Source organism: Candidatus Poribacteria bacterium, from assembly GCA_021162805.1.
In the GTDB taxonomy this organism is placed as follows: domain Bacteria; phylum Poribacteria; class WGA-4E; order B28-G17; family B28-G17; genus JAGGXZ01.
Genome location: JAGGXZ010000182.1, coordinates 37,395 through 59,043, shown reverse-complemented (window position 1 = coordinate 59,043; position 21,649 = coordinate 37,395). Strand labels below are relative to the sequence as shown.

The window sequence follows — 21,649 nt, the reverse complement described above, 5'->3', positions numbered from 1 at the left end:
CCTTCACCCTATTTCAATATGACTATCCTCCCTCGGGCTTTACCTGTTTCACCTTTAACCAGATAGACGTATATCCCACCTCCGACCGGTCTGCCCGCCTCGTTTTTCAGATCCCACGATGCCCTCCCGGCCATCGGCTCGACCTGGATAGTTCTTACAAGCTCGCCCGTCAGCGTGTAGATCTGTATCGTCGCCTTCTCAGGCAGATTCACGAAGGTGATCCTGCCGCTCGAAGATCGACCGTAGATATAGGGGTTGGGATAGACCTTGACCTTGTCCAGAGTCTGAGGCAGATTTAAAACCGCCACCCTGAAGGCCGAGAGGGTATCCGTGGAGGCGGTCACGGTGTTTCGGATCGTATCGACGACCTGCCTGCCCGGAAGAAGCTCCCAGACGCCCGTCGTCGAAGACGGATTCAGCCTGAATATCCTCACCCTCCTCTCCACCCCGGCGTTATCGGTGAACTCCGGATACGATAGCGTAAGCTCGGCCGGCTTGGAGAGCCTCCTGCCGGTATAGGAGACCTGGATGACCGTACTTTGAAGTTCCTCCTCGTAATCCGGGTTTATGAGCGAGATATCCAGGGCCGAAAGCCTGTTGGCCTCATCTATACGCTTGAGTATCTCGGGATCTTCCGGTATCAGGATGTCCAGCAGTTTCCCCTCCTCGCCCGATCCGATGGGCAGTTTGATCCGTATTCTCGGATCGAATCCGGCATAGATAACCGTCTCCCTATCCGCCTTCACCCTGTTCGACACGGCATATACGGGCCCCCATACTGAGTCGGAGGTGAGCTTCGACTCATTTTCGCCCGAATCGACGGCCGTTACGGCGACGTAGATCGCCGTGTCGCTCTGAACGTCAACCTGCCGTTCAAATGCTGGGACGGGAACGGTGATGAACTCCAGCTTCGAGAGATCCTCATCCGGTGTGATCTGTCCGGAGGAGATGTAGATCCTGTGCTCGATCACGCTCAGGTCCTTTTCCGGACTCCAAACCACGGTTATCCTTCCGCCCTCATCCCCGGGGGTGTCATAGGCGTAGACTCCGGTTACAGGCTGAGGTGGGATGTTATCCAGGGACTGAACAGGCCCCCAGGTTGAGTTCCCAAGAGCGTCGAGGTCCGACTCGTTCCCGTTCCTGTCAACCGCCGTGACAGCGACATAATACGGGACGTTATCCTCATCGACCTCGACCTTGACGGAATAGGCCTCCCTATTGGGTTCAGACGCAGCGGGTTTCAACTCATTCAACGTCCTTATCTCCGTCGTCGATACGTAGATGTTATAGTGATCGAAATCCTCCGCGGCCGAAGGGGTATCCCATTTCACCAGCAGTGCTTTCCCCTGATCATCCGGATAATCCTCCGCCGTCACCTTGGTAACCGGATCGGGTTTGATGTTATCCCAGGCCTGAACGGGCCCGACCCAGGAGCCGTCCCGGATCAGTGACTCGTTTCCGGCCTTATCCACCACGGTGACGGCGAAGTAATAGTCGGTGTTATTCGCCGGAACCGGCACCTCTGCCGTGGTCATCTGCGGCAGGGTGAGGTTGCTCAGGACGGGGATCAACCCTCTTGTTATGCTTATCCGTTTCGTCTCGCGATAGACGTTGTAGTGATCGAAATCGGTCTCTTTGCTCGGCTGCCACGAGAGGATTATCACATAACCCTCATCGTCCGGCTTATCCTGAGCGGTCAGCCCCTCGATCGGCTCAGGCAGGGTGGAATCCAGTGTCAGCGGTTTGGGCGAGAACTTGAAGCTCTCATTGCCGTTCTCATCCGCCAGGAAGCCGATCAGAGACCCGTTCAATATGCTATCATCCGGTCTGACCTCATAGACGCCCGTGTATATGCCGTCGCCCGCCGTCTCGTCATATCCCGTGCCGTCATCGGCCATCGGGATCTTCACGAGCTTTCCCTTTTTATCCTTTCGGTTGTTTATGTTGAACGAAGCCCTGTTTCCGGGCTCGCCCTTCAGCTTCACCACAAGCAGATCGCCCCTCCTGAGGGGTTTGTCGCCGTTATGGGTCACCTCCTGGATCTTAGGCGGGACAGCATCTATGGTGATCGTAACCGGCGCGTATAACTCCTGTGAGTTGCCGGCCTTATCGGTGACGATGACCTTGATGGGGGTGTTTTCGATCGAGTCGCCCCTATGGACGACGTAGATTCCGGCGTATATCCCGTCACCGGCCACCTCATCCCCCTGAGCGCCGTCATCTCTCAGCTTCAACCCCGATTTGAACCCTTCGATCTCGAATTCGGCTTTAGCGTTGAGCTCAGATCTGATGACGACCTTGAGGGAATCGCTCTCTCCTAAAACCCTGTCGGACGTCACGTCGACAGGGACGAAATCCCCTCCTCCCCTGGAGATAAGGACTGAGAGATCGGTGATCTCCGGAGGTAAGGTGTCGAAGGTCACAGGCGTGAAGGCCTCTCTGCTGCTGACGTTCCCGACCTCATCCTCCAGATACCCCACCACGGAGGCACCCCGGACGTCATCCCCGGAGACAACGGTGTATTCGCCCTCATAAACCCCCTTCTCCTTTTCCTCCATCTCGACCCTTCTCAGGAAATCGCCTTTCCGGATCTCGAAATATGCGAGCTTGCAGCCGGGCTCGCCTTTGAGCTTAACGTGCAACGTTCCGCCGAGCGGAATCGGATCGTGACCGTCATGGGAGATCTCCTCTATCCCGGGCGGCATCGTGTCTATCAGAATCTGAGGCTGGAGGAAAAGCCTCGCCGCTTCAGAGGTCGAGACGTCAGGGAAGAGGCTCACATAGGGTTGATCGGAAAGTGTATCCCCCTCCTTCACCGTATAGCTCGCCGTATAAACCCCGGGCTCCTCCTCATTCATCTCGATGTCCCTGATCACCTTGGGCAGGGTGAGCGTGACCCTTTTTTCGGGGAGCCACTCGATCCGGACGTTCAGTTTATCGCCGATGCCGAGCGGCTTTCGGGCATCATGCAAGGCGGATTTCACCAGAGCGGTCGTGATCGTATAATCGCCCGGCCTCTCGTTCTCCGTCCTGACTGCCAGGAGATATCCTCCGGGGTTGACCTCCGCGTTCAAGGAGGCCCGGCCCTCATTTGAGGGATCGGCCTTCGCCGAGGCGATCATCGTGCCGTCGAGCCGTTTCAGCTCCGCTATCGTTTTCCCCACTGCGTTCGCCCTCTCGATTCCGATGGCGAGCGATCCGTGCGATTTGACCTGAAGGGCGTATAGATCGACGTCCCCGTTCGAGAAGGTTCTGCAGGATATTACGTCGTCAACCGATATACCGGAAGCCATATCGGGCTTATCGTTCGGCTCGAACTCCATCGATCCCTCGGGTTTCCTCTTGATCAGGAGAAGCGAGTATTCAAATCGGGGAGGTTTATCGGGACTCTCTATAAGCATGTAATACTTTCCCGCTTTTAATCCCACCCAGCTTTCGGCCTCCGCATGATCGGAATCCAGACTCAGCTCGTCCACCTGAACCCCGCCTTCGGAGGGCGATCCGTAAAATGTGATCAGCCTGATCGTGCTTTTTCCGCCCGATCGTATGAGCTTCAGCTCCAGCATCTCGCCTTCAACGGTCTCCGTGAAGGTGAACCAGTCCTTATCACCTCCTCCTCCCTCGCCGATCAACTCCAGGGCGTTATCGATCCGAACCGCGTTCGCGGCCATCCACTCGTCGTTGGGCTCGACCTCCCAGGCGTAGATCGGCTTGAGCTCGCGATAGACAGCGCAGATGCGATACTCCGCCGCGGGGTTTTCCGACTTAGAGATAACCCTTACCAGATACCGCCCGGGCGAGACCCCTACGCTCGAGTGGCCTCTGCCGCCTGTGGAGGGGTCCACGGTGAACTCATCGATCGCCTTGGCCGTCTCCAACCCATGGAAAATCGAGATCGTGCTCCGCCCGATCCCCTTCTCCCTTCCGAAGGTAATATCGAGCATCCCCGGTGAGTCGATCTGTATCGAGAACCAGTCCACATCGCCGTCATCGGAGTTGGTTCCCACAACCGGCTGGCCGGAGCTCAGGCGGAACGCCGTTTCAGGTGTGTCGTTCGGCTCGGATTCCCTCACGGGACTTCTCAACACGTTGAACTCCCATTTGATCGGCTGCGTGTCGGGGCGATCCGCCGGTTTCGCCCAAAAGACATGTCCCCCGTCGGCGAGCCCGAAAAAGGCGATATGGCTGCTCGCGGAAAGCTCATATGATCCGTCATCCAATCGATACAGGTATCCGGGGATGGGTTTCGGCTCGGGCGAGGGAACCCACCGGGAAAGATGAAATATCACAGCGTCGGAGAGCGATAATCCCAGCGGAGCGGCGACGATCCGGCCGGGCACGGGCTCACCCTGAGGTATGTTCGGGATGGATTGAACCGGTCCGAAGACGGACGTCGTAGCTAAGGGGGACTCATTGCCCGATCTGTCCACCGCCGTCACGGCGAAATAGTAATCCACCCCGTCCGCCGTCTGCACCTCATAGGCCGTGACGTTCCGATCGGGGACTTTTATCGGGTTGAGCCCTTCCGTAGAGGCGATCGGCTCTCTTGAGACGTAGAGGTTATACCGGCTGAAGTCCTCCGCCGGGGAGGGCCCATCCCATCTGAGGACGATCACACCTCCCAGATCGCTCGGCCGATCCTCGGCCCGAACGCCCGTGACGGGAGGCGGGGGGAGGTTATCCAGGGCTCTGATGGGGCCGAAGATGGAGCCCCCCGACTTAAGCGACAGCTTCGATTCGTTGCCGGCCTCATCCACCGCCGTCACGGCGAAGTAGTAGTCCGAATCGTTCTCCGGCACATTCACCTCGGTTCGGGTGATATCCGCCGATCTGAGCTCGAGGATCGGCTTAAGTTCCTCCGTCGAGAGGATGGGCGTGGGCGAACGATAGATCCTGTATGCGTAGAAGTCAGGCTCATCCGATCGATCCCAGGATAGAATCAGGGTGAATCCTTCATCGAGAGGCTTATCGGCAGCAGTGACCCCCTGGACCGGCTCGGGCGGATCGGTGTCGATTGAGATCCTGAGGGAGGCCGATTTTGAGGCGGACTTCCCGTTTGGTTTGACCAGGCGAACGATCACCTTCGCCCTATCGGCGCTATCGCCCTCCTTGACCGTATAGGTTCCGATGTAATTCCCATCTCCCGTCTCACCGAGTGGAAGGTCTTCGACGACCCCCTCTATCGAGAATCTGGCATCGCAGCCCGGCGTCCCCTTAACGCGCACGGTGAGAACTGAGCCGAGCCTAAGGGTCCTCGTCGCATCGTGCTCGACCGACTCTATCTGCGGCGGGATGGTATCTATGTCCAGGGCGTCCCGCGACTCGACGACGCTCTCGTTTCCGGCGGCGTCCTTCAGATGGGCGATTATCCTGACGCCCAGGGCCTGATCGCCCATCTTCACCTGATAGCTTCCCTCGTATTCCCCCTCCCTTTTCTCCTCAAGCGGGAGATCATGTCTGAGTTCGCCGATATCGAACCAAGCCTGACAGCCCGCCTCACCCTTCACGATCACCTTGAGGATCTGTCCTTCAATTAGCACCCCCTCTCCCTCATAGCTCACCTCATCTATACGGGGCGGGAGCGTATCGATCACGACCTTGTCGAACTCGCCCGATCTGCCCTTCACGACCGCCTTGGTCTCGTTACCGGCCCCGTCTCGGAGATAGCATATCACGTCAGAGCCCGACGTGTTATCCCCTTCCCTCACCTGATATTCCCCCTCGTACCTTCCGGCCTCCTTCTCCTGAAGCGGTATCTCCTCGGCGATTCCCGTTATCTCGAACCACCCCTCGCATCCGCTTTCGCCGCCCACCTCGATCCCGATCTTATCCCCGGCCTTAAGCGGTTTGACGGCGTCATGCTGAGCCCGGGTTATCCTGGGAGGGACGGTGTCCACGTTTATCCTCACGCCGGGGATCTCGAAGGGGATCACCTCGCCTGAGACGTTGAATTCCAGCCTCACCCTGCCGTCTGAGAGATCATCGCCGTCCTTTATCCTATATTCCATTCCCATCAACCCTCCGCTTCCGGAGAGCCTCACGGGCTCGATCAATCCCTTCACCTCGCCCCATATCTCGCCGGCCGTCGCCCAATCGACGGTCACCCTCAGCAGATCCCCGGCTTTCATCATCGCCCTTCGATCGACCCCTATGCCCTTCAGGATGATCAGGCCTATCTGATAGATCGCCCCGGCATCACCCTTAACCTCGATAACGTACTCCCCCGCGCTCAGGGGATGGCTCAGATAGAACCGATATCCCCCATCCTGGTCCTCATCGGTTTCCACTTCAGTTCCCCTCTCGTCCCTGATACCGAGCTGGAGGTTGCCCCAGGAGATCAAGGTCACGGCCAGCCTCTCTCCTCCTTCAACGCGGAGGCGGTAGAGATCAACATCGCCCTTTCTCTGGATCATGCCTGAGATGATCGAATCGCCATGAAGGGGAAAGCCATCCTCATCGTTGGGTTCCATATCCGCATCTGCTGCGAGGGGACTCTGATAGATGGTCACGCTTCCCTTCGTCTCCACCCTATATATCCCCGCCTTAAGCGATATCGCCCCCTGGCCCTCCATAAGAAGGTCATCGTCTCGATAGAGCTTTACCTCGACGCCGCCGTTTTCGCCGACCAGATTGAGCGTGGCGTCTCTCATCAGGACGAGGCTGCATGTGCCGGGGCCGATGAGCTTGGCGTTGGGGAGGATGGTCTCCTTTTTCCCGTCCAGTTTCAGCTCCATCGGCTCGATTCGAAACTCGCGGGATATAACCTCTCCGTTAAGCTCTATCTCCAGTTCGTGATCGCCTGGGGTGAGCGATCGGATGAGAAGATATGGTCCCTCAGCTTCCCCCTCAACTCCATCCAGGCGATATCTGAAATCTTTCGTCCCTCCATTCTTCCATCCTCTCCACCAGACGAGCACGCCATCCCCCCTTATGATCCCTTTTGGAAGGGAGATAAGCCTCTCATCCATGGCTGAGATTGCGCCCGCCCTGATCGGCCCGATCCGGATTATCTCCGACTCGTTCCCGCTGATATCCTCGGCGCTGAGCCCTATGTAGTAATCCCCATCCTTATCTGCCGGCAGATCGGCCGATCTGACCTGGTTATGGGTGATCCGGACGAGTTCTCCTCCGGAGAGATTTGGATTCTGTGATATATAAACTTTGAAGGCAGCCCAGTCGGCCGGTAGGCTCGGGTATTCCCATCCGATGTAGATCCTTCCCCCCTCCACCATCTCGGCTTTCAGATCGATGGGCTTCGGAGGAGCGAGATTATCCAGCGCGTCTCCCACAGTGACACTGCCGGCGCCTAAGGCGGAGATATTGCCCGCCTCGTCCTCGGCCACCACGGCGAAATGATACTGCCGCCCGTTCTCCTCCACATCCAGCAGAACGCTCTCCTTCTCCGTCTCGGCAATAGGGCTCATCGTCGAGAGATCCCCTATGCTGTCGGAGCTGAGGTAGACGAGATATCCCTTCAGGTCCTCAACTTTCACTCCCTGCCAACTGACCCTGACCCTGTATCCCTCATCGTCCGGGACATCCTCGACCTTCACCCCTTCCACCTCAGGCGGGGGAACGCCGTCCACCTTGACACTGCCCGCCTCGATCTGAACCGACTTGCCGTTGGACTTCTCAAGGATAGCTATCACCGACAGATCTTCTCCCCCGATGCCTCTCCCGACCTTCCAGCTTCCCACATACATGCCGTCATTCGCCTCTCCGTCCCCGTGTTCGCCGTCATCGTACAGCTTCCCCTCAACGCCCAGCCCCTCTATCCGGAATTTACCCTGACATCCCGCCTCGCCCCAAAGCTCAACCTTCACCACATCCCCCAGCTTGAAGCTTTCACCCTCGACCTTCGCCTTTGATATGGAGGGAGGGGTTGTGTCCAGATTCACCTTTCTGACTGCTTCCATGCTCGACTCATTGCCCGCCTTATCCTTCAGATGAGCCACCACCGCTGCCTCCATCGCCTTATCTCCCGTCTTCACCCGATACGTCCCGACGTAGACCCCGTCTCCGCCGGCGCCATCCCCGTGTTCGCCGTCGTCATAGAGCGGGATCCCCTTCACCAGCCCTTCGATATCGAACCATCCCTGACATCCCACCTCGCCTTCAAGCGTGATCTTCAGTTCATCCCCCTCCACCAGCAGCCTCGTTCCGTCATGTTTGACCGATTTGATCTGAGGCGGTTTCGTATCGATCGTGATGGGTGGGGGAACATCGATCGAGCTTTCGTTTCCAGCTTTGTCCTTGAGCTTAAGGGAGAGCAGGACGTCCCTCAGCTCCACCCCTTTGGGGACCGAATAGCTTATGGTGTAGACCCCGTCTTTCTTCTCCTCAAGTGGAAGATCCCGAACCAGACCGGGGATCGTCAGAAGGGGAGTGATTCCGGGCTCGGATTGGAGCTTGACGTTTATGACGGGGTTCAGGGTTGAAACTATGCCGGTTACGTCGTGTGATGCCGATTTAGCCGCTGGCGGGAGGTTATCCAACGCCTGAACCGGTCCCGTTATGGCCCCATCGCTTAGATCCGATTCGTTTCCGGCCATGTCAACCGCCGTGACGGCGAAATAATAGCCCACGCCGTTCCGCTCGACCTGCACCTGGCATGACCTCCCCTTAACGCGAGCTATCGGCGAAAGCGCCTGAAGCGATGTGATGGGGATAGGCGAGATATATACGTTGTATTCCGATACGTCCGGATCGGGCGAAAGGCTCCAGCTCAACTGTATCTGGAAGCCGTTATCCTCCGGCACGTCCTCGCCCCTCAACTCTGAGGGTGGAGAGGGTTTGACGGCATCGATGCTAACCGGCTCCTTTATCTCAAACTCATACTTCGTGCCGAATCTATCGACGAGTTTAACCCTTACGATTCCTTCTCTCACCAGATCGCCCTCCTGGACGACGTATGAGCCGGAATAGTTCCCCCTGCCGTCTCCGTAGAGCGGTATCCCCCCTCTGAGTAAGGGCGAAGGATCCTTCGTCCCTCCAACTATGTCGAAGGAGGCGGTGCCGTCGGTTATCGAGGAGGTTAGGGTTACGGTCAACCTCTCGCCCGACTTGAGGATGTGATCGGCATCGTGTTTGGCATCTATAATGGCCTTTCCCGCCTGGAGGGTGATCCTCTCGGAATATTCGTAAAGCGCCTCATCCCCTTGAGGGGTCTTGAAGGTGAAGAGCATCCTGGCGTTTTCAACCGAATCGCCTTCCCTCAACACATATGACAGCTCATACCGGCCGGGCGAGACCTCGCTCAAAGGCATCCTCTCAAATCGCTTCCTCGCCTCCTCGTCCTGGAAATCCCCCTCCAGCGTGAGATACACCTCCCTGCCGGCGGTCCAATTTACGGCTACCCTGAGTTCATCCCCCAGACCGAGCGGCTCCTGAGCGTTATGCTCTATCGAGCCTATCAAGAGGGCGTTCAGCCTATATCTCGTCGTCTCCCTTTCACCCGACGGGACGATCTTGACGTAGTATGTTCCTGGATCGGCGTCGGGAACGGGGAGGCTTCCACGCTGAGAGGTTGATGGGGAGATCTGAAAGGAGGAGATCGGTATCAGATTGGAGTTGAAAAGCTGGAGCTCCGTCTGACCGATCCCCTCAGGTCTCTGAAGCGTCAGACAGAGCAGACCCTTCCTGCCGAGGTTGAATTTGAACCAGTCATCATCCCCATCGCCCCAGCTATATCCGTAGATCCCCATCTCCACGCCGAGCGGAGTGACGTAATCGGGGTTTTCCTGGGGGGAGACCGTGTTAGGCTCAAGTTCATACTCTGATCCGGGCGGGAGATCGCCAAGCGTGAGGGTGATCTGGTAGGTGTTTCCCACCCCCTCCTGATCGTTGGACACCCTGACGTAATAGTCGCCGAACGAGACCAGGAACGAGATCGAACCCCATCCATTGCTCAGCGGCGAGACGGAGAGGGCGGAGACCTGGGAGATGTCGGAGATGATCGCTCCCTTGAAGATCTGAACCGATGTCTCACCGGCGGCTTGAAGCCTCGACAGATTCAGCCTGAGTAGCTTTGGAGAGGTGAGGTCGAAATGCAGTTTATACCAATCGGATGAATCCTGATCCCCGTTTTTCATGCCGATGGCCGTGACCCGATCCTCCACGAGGCTCAATCGAGTGGCGGAAGCGGGCGATGAATTATCCTCAACCTCCCATATCCCATGGGGAGAGGCCGGGATGTAATCGGCTGAGAGGATATAGAGGGGATGTTTCTCGTCGGGCGACGGGGCGACCTTGATGAAAAGGGTCGAATCGGGAGAGATGCCGACGGTCGCCGATCCGCGTTCGCCGTTCGAGACGTTCACGCTGAAGGAGGCAGCCTTATTCCCCTCGGAGGGCGTGTTCAGGTAGAGCGAGATCTCAGTGGAGGAGTTTCCGCCATCCCTCCGGAAGGTCACCGTCGCTGCGGTAGCGTCCTGAGGGAATGCGACCTTATACCAGTCCACGTCTCCCCCGCCGAGCAGGCTCACTCCTCTCATCTCCACCCCCAGAGGCAGATCCACCGCCAGATCGGGCGTATCGTTCACCTCCGGCTCACCTCGCACCACCGGCGAGATCCTGAAGCTCAGCTCGGCCGGCTGATCGTCCTGTCTCAACGTGCTGTCTATCGATTTGACGAGCAGACGATGCTCTCCCTTGGTCAGATTCCAAAGGGTGACGTGGTTTGAATCGGTGAAGGTGAAGGGAGAGCCGTCCAGGCTGTAATAAAATCCGATCAATCCGGCTTCATCGGAGGGTCTACCGCTCCACCAGATCGTCACATCCGAATGGCCGATGACGTTGGGCGGTGACAGGGGCAGTATGTAGGTGTCGGGGCTATCCCCGAAAGCCGTGAAGCCGGTTATGAGGAGAAACGTCACGAGCGTTATCGCTCTACAGATAGACCGGAGACTGGAGTCAGGAGGCAGAAGACCGAGATATCTTTTCTGTTTCCTCTTTCCTGTCCCACGCCTCCTGTTTCCTCTCTCCATCAGGAATAACCTCCTTCAGAGCTGAGATCGCTTGCCAGCCCCGCGCTCACCGGACTTCAAAAACTTCCCGCCAATTGCTAGATAAGTGTATCACATCATCATCTATCCCTTCAACCCTTCCTCGTCAGCGAGCCCCACGATCCTCATCTGCTTGCCGGGTAAGTCAACGTTTCGCCCTGATCCACAGAACCCAGTCCTCCTCATCTGGAGTTTTCAGGAGGATGCTCTTCCCACCTGTGATGGCCGCTGCCGGTATGATCCTCCCCGTTCGAGGATCGAACCAGCGGGCGAGGAAGCTTCCCTGGGCATCGGAGAGGTCAAGCTTGATCTCTCCGCCGTTCAGCGTATAAACCAGATAGCTTCTGCTGGGGTCGGCGAGACACCACGTGGTTTCAGGATTGTTCAGGACTATATCGGTCGGATGCATATGAGGGATCTCGCTCGCGAGGTGTTTACGAATGAAATCGTACGACGGCAGTATGATATCCACGTCGGCGGGACGGTCTTCGGCTCGGCATCGTTGCCGGGCTGCGTCGCCATGAAGTCGATCCACGGCTGATTCGGAAAGGCGAAGTTTCCCGTGACGCCGTGGACGCTCCACAGCCGATGCCAGGGGTTGTGTTTTTGCGCGAAGGTGATATCCGAGGCGACCTGTTCCTTGCTCCAACCCTCCTGCCACTCAAGGCATAACACGAACATCGTGTTCGGGTAGGCACTCAGGCGGGCCATGCCGTATCGGATGAGCCGCTCACGATCGGCCCTGGATAGTTTTCCGAAGCCGCTGTCATCGGCGAAAAACCACAGCTCGGCGATAATCCCCTCCTCCTTCAACTGCCTGATAATCCGTTCGTACATCCTCCAGCGGGCGAGGTCGAACCGCGTTTTATCGTTTCTCTCCGCCGTGCCGAGCCAAGGAGTTGTGGAGATGCCGCCGTAGTCGCCCTTGTTCGCTATGTAGATGTTGATCTTATTGGCCTTATATAGCTTGCGCGCTCGATCGATCATATGCTGGCGGTTATCCTCGGTGATCTCCTCGCTCAGGAGCGTGTGGCTGTAGCGCTCCTTAGGCGGGGCGGTATCATCCAGGAAGTTGCCCATCAGATATACATATCCGCCGTCGGCATAGCGGAAGAAGTGGCAGAAGCGCAGCTTCCAGATATCCCCGCTCTGACCGCCCTTTCCATCGCCGTCATAGAAGCCATCGATCGTCACCTTCTCCCCATCCGGCTTGGTGACGGTCGCCGTCAACGTGATATCCGTAAACGGATTCTCCGGAGAGCTCGTGGCGTGTAAGGTGACCTCAAAGACCTCCCACTTGGGTACAGTTTCGGATGCCGTTAGCAGTGCCATCACTGTCAACCAGACCGGCAACGCTGGTGGAATACTGATCATCTTTATCCTCCTCACTCTTCGTTTAGCATCCAGAGTCTAACGCTTCTCAATCAAACCATCAGGCAGATCCGTTACGATTATAGCACGGGGTTTTAAACCGCTCAAGATCAAACTCAGATAGGGGAATGACCTGGTAGCTCCGAGGAACTCCTCGAGAAGATGGAGGTCGAACAGCCTTTGGGTTGCTCTACGCTGTCCGTGTTTGAAGTCTGGATCGGGGTACGTCCTGAAGAGGAGGAGGTTACCCGCCAATTCCTCAGCGTGCTGTATAAAATTCCCGTGGACGGAGCTATAGCTTTTAAGGCGGCGGAATACTGGCGGGAGTTCAGACGTCGGGGTTTAACTTTAGGACAGGCGGACGCTATAATTGCCGCAACCGCTTACGTGTTAAACCTGGTGCTCGTCACCTACAACAGGGATCATTATCCCATGGAAGATATCACGCTCTACGAGCCGATGCCCCGGATAGAGTAGGGAAAATCCCTGTGATTGTCCTATGCCCATATTTTTGGGTGGGCACGGGGCTGCTCCTATCCCTTATTGGAACAAAGCCTTGCGTCTCTGCTGGAAGGATGAACCATCGCGCTCCGCTTTTTCCATTTCACCTTGGTGATGTCACAGGGCTCGAGGCGCGTAGTAAGGTGATCTCGAAGACCTCCCATTTTGGATGATATGGTATAATTTAAAGGGCGTGAAACTCATCGGGGATATAGGTTGAGGACCATGACGAGGCCGTACATAGTGGAGTGCGAGATAACCAACGGTTGTAATCTGAGGTGCCGACATTGCTACGCCAGATCAGGTGATGAGCCGAGAAAGGAACTTCATCCTGAAGTGATTAAGGACTTGATGCTTCAGCTTAAGGGAATCGGGCTTAGATATTTCGATATGATCGGCGGCGAGCCGTTTACCTATCCCCATCTGTTCGAGCTGATCGATTTCGCCGGGCGGATAGGCCTGAGGGTTATACTCAACACCAACGGGACCCTCATCACGAGGGAGATCGCCTTGAAGCTCAAGGATACCAACCCGTACACGCTTATAGGGGTATCGCTCGACGGATCATGTCCTCAGATCAACGATTTAATCAGAGGTGAGGGAAATTTCACAAGAGCGGTGAAAGGCGTGGAAAACCTCATGAAAGCAGGTTTCAACGTGACGTTGCTCTTTGTCGTTGCCAAGGTGAACTGGAGGGATTTCGGAAGATACGTGGATTTCGCCCGTAAGATTGGGGTTAAGGCTATCTATGTGGATAGATTCATGCCTGTGGGAAGAGGCAGGATCAATGAGGAGATCCTAAACATGTCCATCGACGAATGGGTCAAAGCTCTTAAATTTATCAGCGACGTGGTGGAGGGAAACTCCTCAGACTTTATCTTCTACGTCGGCGAGGCTTTAAACGGCGACCCCTGTACGGCGGGAGAGGAGCATTTCTCCATTTTATGCGATGGGACTGTGGTGCCATGTGGATACTTCAGATATAACCCGGAATTTTATCTCGGCAATATAAAGTATGAGCCGGTAGAGGCGATTTTCAGGCGCGGTAAGAGGATCTTCAGCTTGCCATCGCGGTGTGCTGAGTGTCAGATATATGAAAAGGGATGCTTCGGCGGCTGTAGGGCCTCCTCTATGATATTCGCCGGAAGGATCGATCTCCCCGATCCCGTGATCTGCAGATACAAAAGGGAATTCGGAACTACCTCATAATCGCCTTAAAGGGACATACCTGTTCACACATACCGCAGCCGATGCATAGGAGTTCGTTTATCCTGATGGAGTTACCATCAGGCGTCAGCTCTATCGCAGGACATCCCAGGTTAAGGCATCTGCGGCACATCCGACATAATTCCGGATCGATCCGATACGGCTTCTCCCACTGATCGCGACAAAGCAAGGCACACGTCCTTCGCGAGACCACCACGGATGCCTCGTCCGAGTTGATCTCCTCCCCCAAGATCCTTTCCGTCTCCTTAAGGTCATACGGATCGATCGTCCTGATTCTTCTTATGCCGAGCGCACGGGCTATATCCTCGATCGACACCTCACGGGTTTTATCGCCCATGAGCGTCTGACCTGTACCGGGATGCACCTGATGGCCGGTCATGGCCGTTGTTCTGTTATCAAGCACGATTATCGTGGATTTTCCCCTGTTATAGGCGATATCCAGGAGGCCGGTGATCCCCGAGTGGAAGAAGGTTGAATCGCCCACCACCCCGACGATATTCCCTTTAGCTCCCGCTTTATCCATACCGTGTGCCGCCGATATACCTGCACCCATACAGATTATGGTATCCAGCATCTCCAACGGAGGGAAAACAGCCAAGCTGTAGCAACCGATATCACCCACCACCACAGGCTTAAATCGCCTTAAGGCGTAGAAAACCCCCCTGTGAGGACATCCCGGACACATGACCGGCGGTCGGGGGGGAAGATCGAACTTTTCCGATCCGCCTTGAACTTCGACCTTACGTCCTTCGAGCTTCGCTCTGACCGATTCAAGTATATCGGGATTTAACTCGCCGATCCGCGGAACTAGCTCTTTCCCTATCGCCTTTATCCCCAGAGCTTTGACATGCTCCTCGAGGAAATCATCCAGCTCCTCGACGACAAGCACTTTTTCAACCCTGGAGGCGAAATCTAGGATGAGCTTATCGGGGAAGGGGAAGCTCATACCGAGCTTGAGTATCGATGCATCGGGGAATATCTCGGCCACATATTGATAAGCGATGCCGCTGGTGATTATGCCCAGCTTATCGCTCCTCTCGATAATCCTGTTACACTCGAGGGTGTTGACGAACTGGGAGAGCCTTTTGAACTTCTCGTCCAGCTTGAGCCTCATTTTTCGAGCATAGATGGGTACTGTCACGTATTTCTGGGGGTTCTTCTCGAAGGCGATCTCCACATCCCTTTCAATTCGTCTCCCCAACGTAACAGCGCTCTTCGAGTGGGAGATACGGGTGGAACTGCGGAGGATAACGGGTATATCAAATCTCTCCGAGATCTCCAATCCCAGTTTGACGAACTCCTTGGCTTCCTGACTATCCGAGGGTTCCAAGAGAGGGACCTTGGCGAAACGGGCGTAGTTTCGGGAATCTTGTTCGTTTTGTGATGAATACATGCCGGGGTCATCGGCCACGACGACCAATAAACCGCCTTTAATCCCCGTGTATGCCAGGGTCATAAGGGGATCGGCGGCTACGTTCAGGCCGACGTGTTTCATCGTGGCCATGGCTCTGGCACCGGCCATCGCCGCTCCGGCGGTCATCTCAAGCGCCACCTTCTCGTTCGGCGCCCACTCGCAGTAGATTCCTGAATCCTTGTATTTGACCAGGGTTTCGAGGATTTCGGTGCTGGGTGTTCCCGGATACCCGGCGGCGACCGTTACTCCGGCCTCATAGGCGCCGCGGGCGATCGCCTCATTTCCGGAAAGTAGGACTTTCATCTCGAACCGTTACCTCTGAATGGAGTTTTGGTATCCGTTCATATTATCGCTGAGTGTAGCGGGAGTAGATGAGAACTACACTCAACGGGATATACGAACGTTTAGCATATTTATTATATCCATACTCCCGCGGAAAATACAAACCGTAGACTTTATATTATAGGGGCCAGGCATCCAGGAGGAGTGCCTGGCCCCTACAGCTTGATCTAAGGCGTAGCGGAATCAGATCCCCGATAGGCTGGATATGAGCTCTACCTCGCCTTTTGGAATTCCGGTCTTTTTGGCGATCTCATCCACTGAAAGGCCCTCCTTTAACATCCTCTTCACCTTCCGAACCTTGGGGTCATCCCTATCCTCCGTGATCTCCAGGGCCTGCAGATCAACTATCTCATCTAAAACCTCAGAGAAGCTCCCAACTCCGGAGGGTTTGCCTTTATCCTTCATCCCAGAGGCTAATCTATCGATCTTTCTCCAGAGCAGATATAGCGCTGCGAGGAGGATAAGATTGAAGAAAAGCTGAGCCACGAGGAGAGGTGGGATGCCGATTCCAACCTTTGGCATTTCGACATCACCCGTCCTCTCCCTCTCAGCCCTGCTCAACATCGACGCGAGATCAGGCGAGGAGGAGCCGGCATCGCTTTTATCCTCGGGGGGAGGGTATGTGACGGACGGTGAGGGTTTTTTCGGCTTAGGTTTCTCCTTCGGCTTTGGCTGAGATGGGGTGGATTTCCGATGTGTCGGCCTCCTCATCGCCGCTGCCTGAAGCGGTGTTTTCGAAGGTGAAGGGGAAGGCCGTTTGACGGTGATCTTTGCCGGAGCCAGGCTGGGTTTAAGTTTGGGTTTAGGCCTGGGAAGCGGATAGAGATCGACTATGAGCTTATAGGGAGATCGGGTCATAAAGGCGCTGAGGTTTGCCTTCTCCCTTAGATCGATCGTGATTGATAGATCCTCCCCACTTGGCTTGACGTCGATCGATCTCACAAGTTTATCCTTAAAGCGATCGGGAATAGATCCTATTCCCGATCTACACCCTTTAAGGATGATCAGGATTTTCCCTTTCGCCGGAGTGATCTCGTATTTCGCCATCCCATTTAAATCGAGGGTTATCCTGGACCCATTATCCGAGGATCTATATCTCAAACCCATCAGTTCTACCCCCTCTCCTCTCACGGAGATCAGGGATATGAGGGATAGACAGAGGATGAAGTTCAGGAGATAACGCCATCCGGTTTTCGACATCTTATCCTACCTCCCGATTCCTCGAATATGACATCTTCAAGCATATCCGTGATCTGCATGCTTGTGAAGTTGATCGTGATCTTGACGCCGGGATAGACCTTCTTGAAAACCCTTATAAATCCCCCGGACAGATCCTCCTCTATGGCCTTTTGGACCGATTGATACATCCTGGAGTATTTGCCCAGTTCCTTTGACAGGTAGGAGAGCTTCATCTGGAGGAGTGGGATCTGGTCGAGCAGTTTGAGCTGGCGTTTGGAGAGGAATCGCGGATCGGAGTTGACGACCAGGTCGAACACCTTCCGTGTCTTGTCTAATTCCTCCCTGAGGAACTCGATCCGCTCGGCGATTCTCTGGCTTTCGGCTCTGAAGATAGGGGTTATACCGATTTCCAGAATGGTTTCGGTTTTGTAAAGCGAACCGAGGGTAGCGGCGGTGATGGCATTACCGGCCCTTGCTCTTCCTCCTGAAAGCAACCCCCTTTCAGGGTCAAGGGAGATCTCATTATCGGCTGTGAGCATGCAGTGTGTGGCGCCCGTCTTGATGAAGATGTTTCCCGTGCTGACGATGCTGGAGTTGTTGGCATAATGGATGATCACGCTGCCACCTGAATCGAGATATGCTCTGCCGGGCAAACCGCCATGGACGATGATGTCGCCATGTGCTCTTATTACCGCTGCCTCCACCATCCCATAGACCTCAACGCTCCCGTTAACGCATATGGAGACGCCATCCCGAACGTTACCGGTAACGATCAGGTCACCCTCGAAGAACCTCTCCGATCCGGTTAGCCTCAGATCCCCCTCTATGATTTCCCTTTGTCTTTCTCTGACGATCTTCCCTTCATCCATAGGCTCTTCTCCCGACAGAAGCAAGCAGATCTTCCTTTAATCTCTTGAGCTTCCCCCTCAGCCTCAAGATGGCGCTTGAATGTATCTGACTCACCCTGGACTCGGAGACCCCCAGAACTTTTCCGATTTCCTTCATGGTCATTTCCTCATAATAATAGAGGCTGAGGACGATCTTCTCTTGTTTAGGCAGGGATTGGATCGCCCCGGCCAATATACTTTTCGCCTCCTCGAAGGCCATTTGGTCTTCGGGGTTCGCCGCTTTCGGATCGGCTATGAAATCCCTGATCGCCCCCTCTTCCTCCTTGTCCAGGGCGATATCCTCCAGCGTTAACAGTGCCATACCGCTGACCTCAAGCAGCGTCTTTCTGAGCTCTTCGACCGATATCCCCAGGTAATCGGCTACCTCCTCTTCTGAGGGAGGTTTCATCAGGCGCTGTTCGAGTTCAGAGTAGGCCTTTTCCAGCTTTTGAGCTTTCTCCCGCGTGGACCTCGGCACCCAATCCAACGCCCTGACTTCATCCAAGATCGCACCTTTGATCCTGTAAGTGGCGTATGTTTTAAAGCTAGCGCCTTTAGAAGGGTTGAACTTCTCTATGGCATCCAGGAGACCTATTATCCCGGCGCTGACCAGATCGTCGATGTCATGAGATGGAGAGGCATATATGGAAAGCCTCTGGGCTATGGCTCTTATCATAGGCAAACATTGTTTGATAATCTCATCCTTCGCCCTTTTATCGCCGTTGAGCTTGTAAGCCCCCCAAAGTTCCTCCAGCATTTTTCTCCTCTGCTTTCCCTCCATGGATTGGAGTGGCCTTCTCGCTCTGGGCGAGAAATCCTATGAATTCCTTCATCAGTTTCATGTCTAATTTCGATCGCATCTCGTTAAGCATTATGTTTAACGCTTTAAGCGGTAGCAGCTCATCCGTTCTAACGATCTCCAGATGAATGGGGATAAATTCCGGTGGGTAGATCTCCTCCATATCCCTTCTCCCTAAGCCTTCTTCTTCTCCTTCTATCCTCTTCAAATAGATATTTTATAAGCTCATTTCTATCGAGCTCGTTTATGATGAGGAACTCCACACCATTGCCTGACTTGGTATGTACTACTCTACCGATCGCCAGAATAGGATCGGATCTTCCGGGGAGTTCTATCTCCATCTCTAGTATAGCGCCTACCGGCAGGGTTTCCTGAGGTTTTAAGAGCACTCCCCCTCCGCTTATATTGGCCGTCATGGCATAGGCTCGTTTGACTTGATCCACCCTGCCGGCCATCTCCACCCTTGGGATCACGGCATATCTGACCCAAAGTGAGGTTTCAACTCTCAGAAATTGTCTTTTCCATCTGTAGAACCTTCGGGGTCGGGTTAGAACATACGATCCATCCGCCTGTCTTCCCTTCACGGTCGAATCGAAAGCGAATTCTCCCTCGCTGAGCGAGAATGAGACCCTGAGCAGTGTATTGGGAGGTATACCGGTTTGCCCTCCATCCTCGAAATCGTAGATAGAGGGTTTGGCTATATAGATATAGTAGTCGTCGATATGAGTTATACGGCTCAGGAACCTGCATCTGGGAGCCCCGGATAGCGTTTCGACCTGAACCTTGATTCCGGGCTTAAGGATTGGTTGATTCATTCTTCCTCCTCCGATCCTAGCGACCTTTCCAGGGAAAGAGATATCTTCTCGAAGAAATCCATATGACATGTCCGTTTCGTGCTCCCGAGTATGCTATAGATCCTGCTGGCAATGGCCATTATGTGCCTGGAGGCCGGAGCGCCCGGGTATTTCAACACCAATGGCACCTGTCCTTTAAGGGCCTTGGAGACGAACGGATCGAAAGGGATAAAGCCGATATAATTGAGCTCCAACTCCAGAAATCTCCGCACCACCAGGATCAGGCTCAGTGCAACTTCCCTTGCCTGGCTCTCATCGGCGGCCATGTTCACGATGAGCATAAACGGCCCCTTTTTCCTTCGGGATAGTACCTTAGTCGTGGCATAAGCATCCGTTATGGCGGCAGGATCGGGGGTGGTCATTATAATGATCATATCCGCCGCCGAGGCAAAGGCCAGCACATTATGCGATATTCCGGCAGCCGTGTCGATGATCATCACATCGGCCATATTCGACAACTCCCCCAGTTTTACGATCAATCTTCTCCTTTCCCTCTCCGGCAGATTAGCCATCATCTCAACGCCTGAGCTTGCTGGAACCACCTTGATACCGGTGGGTCCTTCCAGTAGTATCTCCTCTATCTCCTTCTCGCCACTCACGACGTGTTTGAGGTTGTACTTCGGATGGAGGTCGAAGAAGACGTCGACGTTCGCCAGCCCCAGATCGGCGTCGAAGATGATCACCTTCTTTCCTATCTGTGAAAGCGCTACTCCTAAATTAGCGGCGAAGTTCGTCTTACCAACCCCTCCTTTGCCGCTCGTTATGGCTATCGTGCGGAATCGTGGGTTATGCCGTCGAACTAACGGCTCCTCCTCCATGTCAATATCGAGTGTCGGATTGGAGAAAAGCTTTCTGAGATTGGCAGCTTGATCTTTCATGCTCATCTCCTGAAACCTCTTAAAAGTAGGGATGTCACTCTTTCCACCGTGGCGACCTCTATATCTCCCGCCACATCCTGGCCTGTCGTAAAGTAGGACAGGGGTTTGCCGGAGCGTATTGCGGCATTGACGATCGATCCGAAACATGAGGCCTCATCCAGTTTTGTGAAGATCAAGCCGTCCACCCCTACACTCCCGAAGCCGTTTAATATCTCGTATATCTCCCTGCTTCTCGTGGAAGCACTGATCAACAGATAAACTTCAACCTGAGGCAAGACGGCTATGAACCTCTCTATCTCGCCTATCCTCGCCGCATCGTAATGGCTTCTCCCAGGCGTGTCTATCAGGATGAGATCGTGGTCAGAAAGAGACTCGACTTCCCTGACCAGTTCCTCCGGATCATCGGCGACCTTCAGGGGCGATCTCATTATATCGGCGTATATCTGAAGCTGCTGAACGGCGGCTATCCTATAGGTATCGATCGTCAGAAAGGCCACCTTCCTTTTGAGTTTAAGCTTAAAGTAAGCCCCCAGCTTAGCGATAGTGGTGGTCTTGCCCACACCTGTTGGTCCGATAAGCGCTACGCTTTTCATCCCACCTTGCAGCGTTATCCCACCGTTGAACTTCGTCGCCTTGCCGATCAGCTCGGCCAACCTCTCGTTTATCAATTTGCCGTTATCTGAAAAACATGGTTCTAGGCCTTTGGCCAGATCATAAGCTATCGCCGGATCAAGTTCGCTCTTGATGAACTTTTCATAGATCCCTTGCACCGTCTCGGGGAGATCCAGTGATTGTTCCCTCTTGACGTTTGACAGGAGTATGTGTAGTAGATCCCTTATCTCCGACAGCTCCTCGCCTATATGTTTAAGCTCGTAACCTCCTTCGGCTCGTCTGTAGGAATTGGCAGTTAGGATAGCCTTTGCTCGTTCGACCGGCTCTTCGTTCTTCTCCTCGTCGTCGCCGATCACCTCATCTATCTCTGAGGGTGCCTCTCTATCTACGGCGACGATCACCTCAACAGTCGAGCCGCCGAGGATACTGGACTTGAGCGTCCTGGTATGAAGCAGTATGGCATCGGGACCGAGCTCCGCCTTTGCTTTTTCCAGAGCGGCATGAACGCTTTTGCCATAATATCTCTTAATCTGCATCTGTCGAACTCCCCCTGACGGTATCGAGGTGAAAGTTAAGCAAGAA

General features: G+C 54.9%; 13 protein-coding genes. 2 read left to right on the top strand and 11 right to left on the bottom strand.

Going from position 1 to position 21,649, the window contains the following annotated elements:
* Positions 1 to 8: 8 nt before the first annotated feature.
* From J7M22_14345 to J7M22_14335, 3 genes are all read right to left on the bottom strand, one after another.
* Positions 9 to 10,985, bottom strand: a complete 10,977-nt coding sequence (locus tag J7M22_14345) for an Ig-like domain repeat protein (protein ID MCD6507785.1) — start codon at positions 10,983 to 10,985, stop codon at positions 9 to 11.
* Between the two features lie 163 nt (positions 10,986 to 11,148).
* Positions 11,149 to 11,412 carry a hypothetical protein gene (locus tag J7M22_14340; GenBank protein ID MCD6507784.1) on the bottom strand — a complete coding sequence of 88 codons (264 nt, stop codon included), beginning with the start codon at positions 11,410 to 11,412 and terminating at the stop codon, positions 11,149 to 11,151.
* Entirely contained in the window at positions 11,394 to 12,377 is a 984-nt protein-coding gene (locus J7M22_14335) for a DUF5060 domain-containing protein (protein MCD6507783.1), read from the bottom strand. Before J7M22_14335 ends, J7M22_14340 begins: the two co-directional genes overlap by 19 nt.
* Positions 12,378 to 12,536: 159 nt before the next feature.
* Here J7M22_14335 and J7M22_14330 point away from each other — a divergent pair, with 159 nt between their 5' ends.
* Positions 12,537 to 12,851: a PIN domain-containing protein gene (locus J7M22_14330; GenBank protein MCD6507782.1), complete on the top strand. Its 315-nt coding sequence runs from the start codon at positions 12,537 to 12,539 to the stop codon at positions 12,849 to 12,851.
* A gap of 240 nt (positions 12,852 to 13,091) precedes the next feature.
* Positions 13,092 to 14,084 carry a radical SAM protein gene (locus J7M22_14325; protein MCD6507781.1) on the top strand — a complete coding sequence of 331 codons (993 nt, stop codon included), beginning with the start codon at positions 13,092 to 13,094 and terminating at the stop codon, positions 14,082 to 14,084.
* On the opposite strand, the gene iorA is transcribed toward J7M22_14325, so the two are convergent.
* The 8 genes from iorA to flhF all read right to left on the bottom strand — a co-directional run bounded on the left by iorA (position 14,074) and on the right by flhF (position 21,603).
* Positions 14,074 to 15,819 carry an indolepyruvate ferredoxin oxidoreductase subunit alpha gene (gene iorA / locus J7M22_14320; protein MCD6507780.1) on the bottom strand — a complete coding sequence of 582 codons (1,746 nt, stop codon included), beginning with the start codon at positions 15,817 to 15,819 and terminating at the stop codon, positions 14,074 to 14,076. The two genes, J7M22_14325 and iorA, sit on opposite strands and share 11 nt — an antisense overlap.
* Before the next feature lie 222 nt (positions 15,820 to 16,041).
* On the bottom strand, positions 16,042 to 17,058 hold the full coding sequence (locus tag J7M22_14315; GenBank protein MCD6507779.1) for a hypothetical protein: 1,017 nt from the start codon (positions 17,056 to 17,058) through the stop codon (positions 16,042 to 16,044).
* Positions 17,028 to 17,906: a DUF342 domain-containing protein gene (locus tag J7M22_14310; protein MCD6507778.1), complete on the bottom strand. Its 879-nt coding sequence runs from the start codon at positions 17,904 to 17,906 to the stop codon at positions 17,028 to 17,030. The genes J7M22_14315 and J7M22_14310 overlap by 31 nt, the downstream gene beginning before the upstream one ends.
* Positions 17,899 to 18,681, bottom strand: a complete 783-nt coding sequence (locus J7M22_14305; GenBank protein MCD6507777.1) for a FliA/WhiG family RNA polymerase sigma factor — start codon at positions 18,679 to 18,681, stop codon at positions 17,899 to 17,901. The genes J7M22_14310 and J7M22_14305 overlap by 8 nt, the downstream gene beginning before the upstream one ends.
* Entirely contained in the window at positions 18,638 to 18,886 is a 249-nt protein-coding gene (locus tag J7M22_14300; protein MCD6507776.1) for a hypothetical protein, read from the bottom strand. The genes J7M22_14305 and J7M22_14300 overlap by 44 nt, the downstream gene beginning before the upstream one ends.
* Entirely contained in the window at positions 18,834 to 19,538 is a 705-nt protein-coding gene (locus tag J7M22_14295; GenBank protein ID MCD6507775.1) for a flagellar brake protein, read from the bottom strand. Before J7M22_14295 ends, J7M22_14300 begins: the two co-directional genes overlap by 53 nt.
* Positions 19,535 to 20,461, bottom strand: a complete 927-nt coding sequence (locus J7M22_14290) for a MinD/ParA family protein (GenBank protein MCD6507774.1) — start codon at positions 20,459 to 20,461, stop codon at positions 19,535 to 19,537. The genes J7M22_14295 and J7M22_14290 overlap by 4 nt, the downstream gene beginning before the upstream one ends.
* Positions 20,458 to 21,603, bottom strand: coding sequence for a flagellar biosynthesis protein FlhF (gene flhF, locus J7M22_14285; GenBank protein MCD6507773.1), 1,146 nt, complete (start codon positions 21,601 to 21,603; stop codon positions 20,458 to 20,460). The genes J7M22_14290 and flhF overlap by 4 nt, the downstream gene beginning before the upstream one ends.
* Between the last annotated feature and the right edge of the window lie 46 nt (positions 21,604 to 21,649).

What these genes read in the sequence shown, in the direction of transcription:
- J7M22_14345 (MCD6507785.1), bottom strand. Translation starts at nt 10,985, where the DNA reads ATGGAGAGAGGAAACAGGAGGCGTGGGACAGGAAAGAGGAAACAGAAA.
- J7M22_14340 (MCD6507784.1), bottom strand. Translation starts at nt 11,412, where the DNA reads ATGCATCCGACCGATATAGTCCTGAACAATCCTGAAACCACGTGGTGT.
- J7M22_14335 (MCD6507783.1), bottom strand. Translation starts at nt 12,377, where the DNA reads ATGATCAGTATTCCACCAGCGTTGCCGGTCTGGTTGACAGTGATGGCA.
- J7M22_14330 (MCD6507782.1), top strand. Translation starts at nt 12,537, where the DNA reads ATGGAGGTCGAACAGCCTTTGGGTTGCTCTACGCTGTCCGTGTTTGAA.
- iorA (MCD6507780.1), bottom strand. Translation starts at nt 15,819, where the DNA reads ATGAAAGTCCTACTTTCCGGAAATGAGGCGATCGCCCGCGGCGCCTAT.
- J7M22_14315 (MCD6507779.1), bottom strand. Translation starts at nt 17,058, where the DNA reads ATGTCGAAAACCGGATGGCGTTATCTCCTGAACTTCATCCTCTGTCTA.
- J7M22_14310 (MCD6507778.1), bottom strand. Translation starts at nt 17,906, where the DNA reads ATGGATGAAGGGAAGATCGTCAGAGAAAGACAAAGGGAAATCATAGAG.
- J7M22_14305 (MCD6507777.1), bottom strand. Translation starts at nt 18,681, where the DNA reads ATGCTGGAGGAACTTTGGGGGGCTTACAAGCTCAACGGCGATAAAAGG.
- J7M22_14300 (MCD6507776.1), bottom strand. Translation starts at nt 18,886, where the DNA reads ATGGAGGAGATCTACCCACCGGAATTTATCCCCATTCATCTGGAGATC.
- J7M22_14295 (MCD6507775.1), bottom strand. Translation starts at nt 19,538, where the DNA reads ATGAATCAACCAATCCTTAAGCCCGGAATCAAGGTTCAGGTCGAAACG.
- J7M22_14290 (MCD6507774.1), bottom strand. Translation starts at nt 20,461, where the DNA reads ATGAGCATGAAAGATCAAGCTGCCAATCTCAGAAAGCTTTTCTCCAAT.
- flhF (MCD6507773.1), bottom strand. Translation starts at nt 21,603, where the DNA reads ATGCAGATTAAGAGATATTATGGCAAAAGCGTTCATGCCGCTCTGGAA.